This is a genomic window from Zoogloea oleivorans (assembly GCF_008107625.1).
GTDB lineage: Bacteria > Pseudomonadota > Gammaproteobacteria > Burkholderiales > Rhodocyclaceae > Zoogloea > Zoogloea oleivorans.
In genome coordinates this window covers 254,018-263,647 of the sequence record NZ_SDKK01000006.1, presented here as the reverse complement: position 1 = coordinate 263,647, position 9,630 = coordinate 254,018, and the positions used below count along the sequence as shown (strand labels likewise).

General features: G+C 67.3%; 10 protein-coding genes. 3 read left to right on the top strand and 7 right to left on the bottom strand.

Annotated features, from left to right (window positions below; all coding sequences use genetic code 11):
• Nucleotides 1-440: IS5 family transposase (locus ETQ85_RS08435; protein ID WP_148578589.1), on the top strand; the 440-nt coding region annotated here is incomplete at its 5' end.
• A gap of 34 nt (nt 441-474) precedes the next feature.
• On the opposite strand, the gene ETQ85_RS08430 is transcribed toward ETQ85_RS08435, so the two are convergent.
• The gene (locus ETQ85_RS08430; RefSeq protein WP_148578588.1) at nt 475-1,404 is read right to left on the bottom strand and encodes a LysR substrate-binding domain-containing protein; all 930 of its coding nucleotides are present in this window, start codon (nt 1,402-1,404) and stop codon (nt 475-477) included.
• A 75-nt stretch (nt 1,405-1,479) separates the two neighbouring features.
• On the opposite strand from ETQ85_RS08430, the gene ETQ85_RS08425 reads away from it, so the two are divergent.
• On the top strand, nt 1,480-2,730 hold the full coding sequence (locus ETQ85_RS08425) for an MFS transporter (protein ID WP_148578587.1): 1,251 nt from the start codon (nt 1,480-1,482) through the stop codon (nt 2,728-2,730).
• Nucleotides 2,731-2,736: 6 nt separating this feature from the next.
• Here the strand turns inward: ETQ85_RS08425 and ETQ85_RS08420 are convergent, their stop codons facing one another.
• Nucleotides 2,737-3,594, bottom strand: a complete 858-nt coding sequence (locus tag ETQ85_RS08420; RefSeq protein WP_148578586.1) for a pirin family protein — start codon at nt 3,592-3,594, stop codon at nt 2,737-2,739.
• Nucleotides 3,595-3,609: 15 nt separating this feature from the next.
• Nucleotides 3,610-4,212 carry an FMN-dependent NADH-azoreductase gene (locus tag ETQ85_RS08415; protein ID WP_148578585.1) on the bottom strand — a complete coding sequence of 201 codons (603 nt, stop codon included), beginning with the start codon at nt 4,210-4,212 and terminating at the stop codon, nt 3,610-3,612.
• Nucleotides 4,213-4,311: 99 nt separating this feature from the next.
• On the opposite strand from ETQ85_RS08415, the gene ETQ85_RS08410 reads away from it, so the two are divergent.
• Nucleotides 4,312-5,241 (top strand): LysR family transcriptional regulator, encoded by a 930-nt coding sequence (locus tag ETQ85_RS08410; RefSeq protein ID WP_148578584.1) that lies wholly within the window; start codon nt 4,312-4,314, stop codon nt 5,239-5,241.
• Nucleotides 5,242-5,277: 36 nt separating this feature from the next.
• On the opposite strand, the gene ETQ85_RS08405 is transcribed toward ETQ85_RS08410, so the two are convergent.
• From ETQ85_RS08405 to ETQ85_RS08390, 4 genes are all read right to left on the bottom strand, one after another.
• Nucleotides 5,278-6,300, bottom strand: coding sequence for an amino acid ABC transporter permease (locus ETQ85_RS08405; protein WP_246128694.1), 1,023 nt, complete (start codon nt 6,298-6,300; stop codon nt 5,278-5,280).
• Nucleotides 6,297-7,259 carry an ABC transporter permease subunit gene (locus ETQ85_RS08400; protein ID WP_148578583.1) on the bottom strand — a complete coding sequence of 321 codons (963 nt, stop codon included), beginning with the start codon at nt 7,257-7,259 and terminating at the stop codon, nt 6,297-6,299. The genes ETQ85_RS08405 and ETQ85_RS08400 overlap by 4 nt, the downstream gene beginning before the upstream one ends.
• A 2-nt stretch (nt 7,260-7,261) precedes the next feature.
• Complete coding sequence (locus ETQ85_RS08395) at nt 7,262-8,275, bottom strand: amino acid ABC transporter substrate-binding protein (protein ID WP_148578582.1); 1,014 nt, start codon at nt 8,273-8,275, stop codon at nt 7,262-7,264.
• Between the two features lie 158 nt (nt 8,276-8,433).
• The coding region (locus tag ETQ85_RS08390) for an efflux transporter outer membrane subunit (RefSeq protein ID WP_148578609.1) at nt 8,434-9,630 on the bottom strand (1,197 nt) is incomplete at its 5' end.

Genomic DNA, 9,630 nt, shown 5'->3' with positions numbered 1-9,630 from the left:
GCCGGCGCCCAAAAAAAGCGGGCGACCCGCAAATCGGCCGCTCGCGGGGTGGATTGACCACCAAGTTGCATGTGGCGGTGGATTCCCTGGGCAATCCAGTGCGAGTCATTCTCACGGCAGGTCAGATCTCCGATATCGGACAAGCGGGCGCACTCATCAAAGATCAGCCCGCCGAGTTCATTGTGGCCGACAAGGGCTACGACTCGGATGCCTTTATCGAAACCATCACGGCGCAAGGCAGCCAGGCGGTCATTCCACCTCGCGCCAACCGACTCAACCCGCGTACCTTCGATCGCCATATCTACAAGGACCGCAATCTGATCGAGCGCTTCTTCTGTCGGATCAAGCAATTCAGACGTATCGCTACGCGCTACGACAAACTCGCACAGTCATTCCTGTCCTTCGTTCATCTCGCTTGTGCTTTCGTCTGGTTGGCGTAATTGAGAACAGGCCCTAGTGTCTTTATCGGCTTAATCACGGCTGCGTGTTTGGCCGGGTAGTGTTATTGGCGATGTCCCGATCTGCTCCTTCCAGGTTTCCCAGAAACTCCGTGATCATCGGTTTGCCGTGTTTTTCGTGCACGGCGATGCCGAGGGACAGGTGTGCTCCCGAATCGCTCACCGGCACGTAGCGGACGCCGTCGATGCGTACGCACTCGAGCGGTGACGGGAGCAGGGCCACGCCGAGTCCGGCGGCGACGAGTCCGATTTGGGTGGTGGCTTCGCCGGCGGTCTGGACGATGCGCGGTGCGAAGCCGGCGTTGAGGCAGAGTTGCTGCAGCAGCGCCACCAGGCCGGTGCCGGTGCCTGCCGGATAGGTGATGAAGCCCTCGTCGCGCACGTCGGCCAGCGACAAGGCCGGGCGGCTGGCGAGTGGGTGGCTGGCGTTGATGACGAGCCGTAGCGGGTCGTGGTGAATCTCGCGCACGGTTACGCCGGGGGGCGTGGCGAGGCCGGTGTAGCGTACGAAGCCGACGTCCAGTTCGTCCTTTTCGAGGGCGGCGTATTGGTCGGAGGTGAACATCTCGCGCAGGATCAGGGTGACTTCCGGGCGCTGCGCCCGGTAGCGCCGGACCAGGTTGGGGAGCAGGGCGGTGAAGGGCAGTGACGAGGTGAAGCCGATGCGCAGCTCGCCGAGTTCGCCGCGGGCGATGCGCCGGACTTCGTCAATGGCCCGTTCGGTGTCCCCGAGGATGCGCCGGGCGCTGTCGAGGAAGCGTTCGCCGGCGGGTGTCAGGGCGACACGCCGTTTCGTGCGTTCGAACAACTGCACGCCCAGCTCGGCCTCCAGGGCCTGGATCTGCTGGCTGAGGGGCGGCTGGCCGATGTGCAGGCGCTCGGCGGCGCGGGTGAAGTTGAGTGCTTCGGCGACGGCGACAAAATAGCGCAGGTGGCGCAGTTCCATATATACGTCAGAGCTATTAATCGTGCCTGTAATATATATTGGACTGGTGGTTTTGCGCAGGGCTAGCATGGGCCCATGTCAGAAAACACTGTCTGTTGCGCTCCTTCCCCAGCGACGCCTGTCTCCTTCCGTCCTGCTCCCGTTTCACCGGAACGCCTGCGCGCCGGCACGCCGGAATACCGGCGGGCCAGCTGGGCGCTGTTCCTGGGGGGATTCGCCACTTTCTCGCTGCTCTACAACCTGCAGCCGCTGATGCCGATGCTGGCCGGGGCGTTCGGGCTGACGCCGGCAGTGGCCAGCGGTGCGGTGTCGGCGGCGACGATTGCGCTGGCGATGGCGCTGATTCCGGCGGCGATCCTGGCCGACCGGCTGGGCCGCAAGCCGGTGATGACGGCGGCGCTGGTGCTGGCCACGCTGTTCACCCTGGTGGGCGCCTTTGCCGAGGGCTTCAACGCTCTGCTGGTTTCGCGGGCTTTACTGGGGCTGAGTCTGGCCGGGCTGCCGGCGGTGGCAATGGCCTATCTGAGTGAAGAGTTCGAGCCGAGGGCCCTTGGCCGGGCGATGGGCTTGTACATTTCGGGCAATGCGCTGGGGGGCCTGAGCGGGCGGTTCTTTGCGGCGCAGATTGCCGAGCACGCCGACTGGCGCGTTGCGCTGATGTGTCTGGCGGCCTTTTCGGCGCTGACGGTGACGGCCTTCTGGCGGATGTTGCCGCCGTCGCGCCACTTCCGGCCGAGCGGTGGGGCGTTTGCCGGCTTGCCAGGGCATGTGCGGGAGATCTTTGCCGACGGTGGCCTGCGCAGCCTGTTTGCGCTGGGCTTCCTGTTGATGGGCTGTTTTACCAGTCTCTACAACTATCTCGGCTTTCGATTGGTGGAGGCGCCGTTCTCGTTGAGCGCGGCGCAGATCGGCATGGTCTTCCTGCTCTATCTGGTGGGCATCGTGGCGTCGAACCTGGCGGTGCGGCTGGTGGAGCGCTTGGGCCGGGCCAACACGCTGCGGGCGATGGTCGGACTGATGGTGGCCGGCCTGGCGCTGACGCTGGCCTGGCAGTTGTGGCTGGTGGTGCTCGGCGTGGGCTTGTTCACCTTCGGCTTTTTTGCCGGCCATTCGGTGGCGGCCAGCTGGGTCGGGCGTCGCCCGGTGCCGGCCCGGGCGCTGGCCGCGGCGCTGTACCTGTGCAGCTATTACCTGGGGGCGAGCCTGATCGGTTCGCTGTCGGGACTGGCTTGGCAGTTCGATGCCTGGCTCGGTGTGGCGGGATGCCTCGGCGCCGGGCTGGCCCTGTGCGGGCTGATTACCTGGCGCCTCGGGCGGGTGATGTAAGCCGTTTCAGGCGAGGGTGCCGTCCCGGTAGTCGGCGAGGGCCTGCTCGATCTCTTCGCGGGTGTTCATCACGAAGGGGCCGTACTGCACCACCGGCTCGCCCAGCGGTCGGGCGGCCAGCAGCAGAAAGCTGCCGCCTTCGATGCCGACGCTCACTTCGACGCGGCCCTCGGCCGACAGCACGCCGGCCTGGCGTGCTGCCAGCGGCTTGGCGTCGTGGGTGGCGCCGACCATCAGGCTGCCCGCGTAGGGGTAAATAAACGCGGTGTGACCCTCGGGCAGGGCATGGCTGAAGCCTTGTCCGGCCTGCAGGCGCACGTCCAGGAACAGCGGCGCGGTGCTCAGGCCCTGGATCGGGCCGGGCACGTTCTGGCCGTCGGCGGTTTGCAGCGTGCCGGCCACCACCTTCACCTCGCCACCGGGAATCGCTACCAGCGGAATGTCTTCCGGCTGGATGTCGCGGTAGGCGGCGGGCTTCATCTTCTCTTTGGCCGGCAGGTTGATCCAGAACTGGAAGCCATGCAGGCGGCCGCTTTGCTGTAGCGGCATTTCCGAATGGATGATGCCGCGCCCGGCGGTCATCCACTGGGCGCCGCCGCCGCGCAGGTGGCCTTTGTGACCGAGGTGGTCCTCATGCTGGAAGTCGCCCGCCAGCATGTAGGTGACCGTCTCGAAGCCCCGGTGCGGGTGCGGCGGAAAGCCGGCGATGTAGTCGTCCGGGTTGTCGGAGGCGAACTCGTCGAGCATCAGGAAGGGGTCGAGCCGTTGAAACTGGCTTTGGCCCAGGCTTCGCCTCAGCTTGACGCCGGCCCCGTCGGAGACGGGGATCGATGGAATGATTTTCTGCAGGCTGCGTGTCGTCATGATGCCCTTTCGTGTTCAGGCGGCGAGTTCGGCGAGTTGGCCGTGGGCGGCTGCCAGAGCGGCCGACTTGCTGTCGTCACCCATGTTCAGACCTTCAGCGTAGACAAATTCCACGTCGGTGATACCCAGGAAGGCGAGGAAGTCGCGCACGTAGGTGGTCTGGCTGTCCTTCGGGGTGCCGGCGTACATGCCGCCGCGGGCGGCCAGAATGTAAGCCTTCTTGCCACTCAGCAGACCTTCCGGGCCGGTGGCCGTGTACTTGAAGGTGACGCCGGCACGGGCGATGTGGTCGAAGTAGGCCTTGAGGGTCGAGGGCACGCCGAAGTTGTACATCGGCAGGCCGATGACGATCACGTCGGCATTCTGCACTTCTGCGATCAGCGCGTCGGAGAAGGCCACCACGGCTTGCTGCTCGGCAGTGCGCTCTTCCGGCTTGGCCAGGAAGGACATGAAGCGGGCGCCGTCCAGGTGGGGCACCGGTTCGGCAGCCAGGTCACGGGTCACAACGCTGGCGCCGGCGTGGTTGTCTAGCCAAGTGGTGACGAAGCGCTCGGTGAGCTGGCTCGACTGACCGTGGCTGGAGAACAGGCTGGCGTTGATTTTGAGAAGGGTGCTCATTTGATCGCTCCGGGTGAGGTGTTGGTGTGTGTATTTAATGATTTACCGGGAAGATAAAAAAGAACAAGATTTAGCTAATACCAATCTATTAATTCGATAATGATTCCCGCTCCCCATATTGCGCTGGACCAGTGGCGTGCGCTGATTGCCGTCGTCGAGGCCGGTGGTTACGCCCAGGCCGCCGAGGTGCTGCACAAGAGTCAGTCGGCGGTGACTTACGCGGTGCAGAAGATCGAGTCGCTGCTGGGCGTAAAGGCCTTCGAGATCCAGGGCCGCAAGGCGGTGCTGACGCCCACCGGGCAGATGCTCTACCGGCGTGCGCTGGCCCTGGTCGGCGAGGCGGGCGACCTGGAGCAGGCGGCGCGCAAGCTGTCGGCCGGCTGGGAGGCGGAGATCGGGCTGGCGGTGGAGATCCTGTTTCCACCGGGCCTGCTGATCGACTGCCTGGCGCGCTTTGGCGCGGAGGCGCCGAGAACGCGGCTGGAGGTGATCGAGTCAGTGATGGGGGGTACCGGCGAGGCCTTGCTCAGCGGGCACGCAGACATCGCGGTAACGCCCCATGTGCCACCGGGCTTCCTGGGCCGGCCGCTGATGCGCATGCGCCTGGTGGCGGTAGCCCATCCCGATCATCCGCTTCATCAACTGGGCCGCACCCTCAGCGAGAAGGATCTGCGCGCCCACCGGCACCTGATGGTGCGCGAAACCGGATCGCGGCGCACCTCGCGCAGCTACACCGTGGAGGTGGAGCAGCGGTGGACGTTCAGCAGCCTGGCCACCTCCATCGCCGCTGCTTGCGCCGGCCATGGCTTTGCCTGGTATCCGGAAGTGCTGATTGGTGCCGAATTGGCCGCCGGCAAGCTACGTGTGCTACCCCTTGGCGGGGCTGAGGAACGTTTTGTCGAGATGAACCTGGTGCTGGCCGACCCGGATTGTGCCGGGCCGGGGGTGTTGCGGCTGGCGGATATCCTGACCCGGGCCGTGGCCGATGCTCCCCTGTGGGTCGGAGTTCAGTCCGACATCACGGGCTGAAGGTGCGTTGTCGGACTGAAGTCCGACCCACAGGGGCTAGCCCAGGCGCTGGCTGACTTTTGCCAGCAGCGCGCAGCCGAGCCAGTAGATGGCCGCGATGAACAGCCAGGCTTCGAGGTAGAAGGGCCGCCACTGGGGATCGCCGGCGAGGGCCAGGCCGAGGGAGCCGGTGAGTTCGTAAAGGCTGACGATGGTCACCAGCGAGGTGTCCTTGAACAGGGCGATGGCGCTGTTGGCCAGCGACGGGGCGACGTCCCGCAGCACTTGCGGCAGGACGATCCAGCGCTGGGTTTGCCAGCGGTTGAAGCCCAGAGCCAGCGCGGCATCCAGTTGCCCGGCCGGAAAGGCCTGCAGGCCGCCGCGGACGATTTCCGACAGGTAGGCGGCGGCGAACAGCACGATGGCAATCAGCACCCGCCACAGCATGTCCACCGCCACCCCGTCCGGGAAGAACAGCGGGAGCAGGAAGGACGCGACGAACAGCGCGGCAACCAGCGGAATGCCCCGTGCCAGCTCCACGTAACCAGTGAGCAGGCCGCGCAGTATCGGCAGGGCTGAACGCCGACCGTAGGCGACGGCGATGCCCAGGGGCAGCGCGCCCGCCATGCCGGCGCTGGTGAGCAGCAGTGTCAGCGGCAGGCCGCCCCACAACTCGGTGGGAACGTCGCTCAGCCCGGCCAGTCCGCCGCCAAGCAGCGGCAGGGCCAGCAGCGGCGCCAGGAAGAGGGCGCTGGCCAGCTTGCCGCCGCGCAGCCAGCCGAAGGCCGCGGCCAGCCAGCTGCCAGTGATCAGGCCGGCGGCCAGAAATGGTCGCCAGGCTTGGTCCGCCGGGTAGCGGCCAAGCAGGATGAAGCGGGCCTTTTCGGCCACCACGCCCCAGCAGGCGCCGGCATGATCGAGTGTTTCGCAGGCGGCCGCGTCGGGGGCGAAGCGGGCGTTGATGACGGCCCAGTTGAGCAGCGGAGGCAGGCACAGGGCGAGGGCGGCGAGCACCAGCAGGGTCAGCGCCGTATTGAGGCCGTCACCGAAGAAACGGCGGCGCAGGGTGACGAGCATCATGCCGCTTGCCCTCGCAGGGCGCGCTGTTCGAGCCGGTGGCTCAATGCTGCGGCGAGCAGTGACAGCAGCAGATACACGGCGATCACGATGGCCAGACATTCGATGGCGCGGCCGGTCTGGTTGAGGCTGGTGCCGGCCACCGAGACCAGGTCGGGGTAGCCGATGGCCACCGCCAGCGAGGCGTTCTTGAACAGGTTGAGGAGCTGGCTGGTGACCGGCGGCAAGGCCGCCCGCCAGGCCTGCGGCAGCAGCACCAGCACGAAAGCCTGGCGCGGCGTCATGCCCAGCGCGAGGGCCGACAGGCGCTGACCGGGGGGCAGCGCCTCGACGGCGCCGCGCAGGGTTTCGGCGATGTAGGCGGCGGAATAGAAGGTCAGGCCGAGCAGTATGGCCAGATACTCGGGGGTCAGGCGGGCGCCGCCGTCGATGCCGAAGCCCCCCGGTTCGGGGATTTCGAGGGCGCCATCGACCCACCAGGGCAGGGCCAGGCCGGATTTGCTGAGGAAGACCCCTGGCGCCACGCGCAGGGCCGCGTCGGTGGCGGGCAGCAGATCGGTGAGCAGGAAATACCAGGCCAGCAACTGCAGCAGCAGCGGAATGTTGCGAAAGGCATTCACGTAGGCGCTGGCCAGCCCGCGCACCAGCGGGTTGTCGGCGAGTCGGCCAAAGCCCGCCAGGACGCCGATCAGCGTGGCGAGCAGCGCGCCGGGCAGGGCCACCCGCAGGGTGTTGAGGAGGCCGGCGGCAAAGGCGCGCAGGGTCGAATCTTCCGCCTCGACGGGCAGCAGGCTTTCACCGATGCTGAAGCCGGCCGGCTCGAGCAGGAAATCGAAACCGCTGCGGATGCCGCGTTGCTGGAGGTGATCGGCCGTGGTCGTGACGAGCAGCGCGAGCAGCCCGACGACGACGGCAAGGATCAACGCCTGGGCGGCGCGGGAAGCGGTACGGCCGGCAGCCATCGTCAGCGCAGCGGCGGGGCGTACAGGATGCCGCCCTTGTTCCACTGGGCATTGAGGCCGCGCGGCAGCTTGAGGGGCGAGTCTGCGCCGACGTTGCGGTTGAAGATCTCGCCATAGTTGCCGACGGCCTTGACCGCCCGTGCTGCCCATTCCCGGTCGAGGCCAAGGCTCTTGCCGAGGTCTTCGCCGACGCCCAGGAAGCGCTGAACGGCCGGGTCCGGCGAGGCCTTGAGGCTGTCCACCTTTGCCTGGGTGATGCCCAGTTCTTCGGCTTCTATCAGGGCGTTGATGGTCCATTTGACGACGGCGAACCATTCGTCGTCGCCTCGCCGTACGGCCGGGCCGAGGGGTTCCTTCGAGATGATTTCCGGCAGCACCACGTAGTCGTCCGGGTTGGGCGCTTCCTTGGTGCGGATGAAAGCCAGTGCCGAGGCATCGGTGGTGTAGGCCTGGCAGCGGCCGCTGAAGAAGGCCTTGATGGAGGGCTCGAACTTCTCGAAAACCACCGGCTTGACCTTGATGCCCTGGGTACGGAAGTAGTCGGAGAGGTTCTTCTCGGTGGTGGTGCCCGACTGGACGCAGATCTCGGCGTTCTTCAGCTGTTTGGCACTCGTTACTTTGGACTTCCTGGCCACCAGGAAGCCCTGGCCGTCATAGTAGGTGACCGCCGTGAAATGCAGGCCGAGGGCGGCGTCGCGGGTCAGGCTCCAGGTGGTGTTGCGGGACAGGATGTCCACTTCGCCGGACTGCAGCGCGGTGAAGCGCTGCTGCGAGTTGAGGGGCACCCAGCGCACCTTGTTCGCGTCGCCGAGCACGGCGGCGGCGAGGGCCTTGCACACGTCTACGTCGAGGCCTTTCCACTGGCCCTGGCTGTCAGCCGCCGAAAAACCGATCACCCCGGTGCTGACCCCGCAGGCGATCTGCCCCTTGGCCTTGATGGCGTCGAGGGTCTTGCCGGCGAGGGCGGGGGTGGAAACGAGGGCGAGGGCGGCGAGGGCGGCTTTGAGTCGGGACATGGCGGAGGAAGGTTGAGACCGATGGCCCGTAGCTTATCGGGCTTCGGCCTCCTGGTGCAAAGCAGCATCCGCCACTGCGCCCCCGTGGGTCGGACTTCAGTCCGACTTTGCCGGTTCAGTCACCTCTGATGTCGGACTGAAGTCCGACCCACGGGGGGCTAGCCGGGTGTGGTCGGGCCAGGGGCCCATCCGCCGCCCAGCGCGCGAATCAGGTTCACCGTCGAGCGTGCCCGCTCGCCATCCAGGCCCACTGCCAGGCGTTGCTGCTGGAGCACGCTGCGCTCCGAGTCGATCACGTTGAGGTAGCTTACCGCGCCTTCCCGGTATTGCAGGCGGGCCAGACGCGCGGCCCGTTCGGCCGCGCTGACGGCGCTGTCCTGCTCCCGGTGCTGGTCGCCAAGGAGGCGCAGCTGGGCGAGGTTGTCCTCGACCTCGCGGAAGGCCTGCAGGACGGTTTGCCGGTAGCGCGCTGAGTCCTCGTCGTAGGCGGCCCGGGCCTGTTTGACGCCGGCATCGCGGGCGCCACCGTCGAACACCGGTAGGCTCAGGGCGGTGCCGACCAGTGGCCCGAGAACGAAGCTGCGGCTGGCGTACTTGAAGAGATCGCCCAGCCCGCCAGACTCGTAGCCAAGGGCTCCGGTCAGGGACAGGCGCGGGAACCACGCTGCCCGGGCCACACCGACGCGGGCGTTGGCGGCGGCCATGGCCCGTTCGGCCGCGGCGATGTCCGGCCGGCGTTCGAGCAGGGCCGAGGGCAGGCCGGCCGGCACGTCCACCGACAGGCGGCGCAGGGGCATCGCCGGCAAGGCGAACTCGGCGGGTGACTTGCCGAGCAGAATCGCCAGCGCGTGCTCGGCCACCGCCCGCTGACGCGCCAGACCAAGGGATTCGGAGCGGGCGGCGGACAGCTCGCTGCGTGCCCGGGCCAGATCCAGCTCGGCGATGTCGCCTTCGTCGAAGCGGCGTTGCAGCAGTTGCACGGTGTCGGCGCGCAGCTTCACGGCGTCGACGTAGAGGGCCTGGGCGGCGTCCAGCTCGCGGATCAGGAAATAGGCCTGGGCCACATCGGCCTGCAGGGCGAGCAGGGTGGCGCCGAAGAGGGCCAGGTTGCGCTCCGCGTCGAGGCGGGCGGCGTCTTCGGCGCTGGCCAGGCGGCCGAACAGGTCCACCTCGTAGGCGATGCTGGCCTGGCCGCGCCACAGGGTGCTGGTGCGCGTATCGGCGTCGGCGGCGAGGCCTTGAGATGCGGGCGAGGGGCGCTGGCGGGTCGGGCCGAAGCCGACGCCAATCTGCGGGAACTTGGCGGCGTGGGCCGCCTGCTCCAGCGCGCGGGCCTGGCCGAGGCGGGCGGCAGC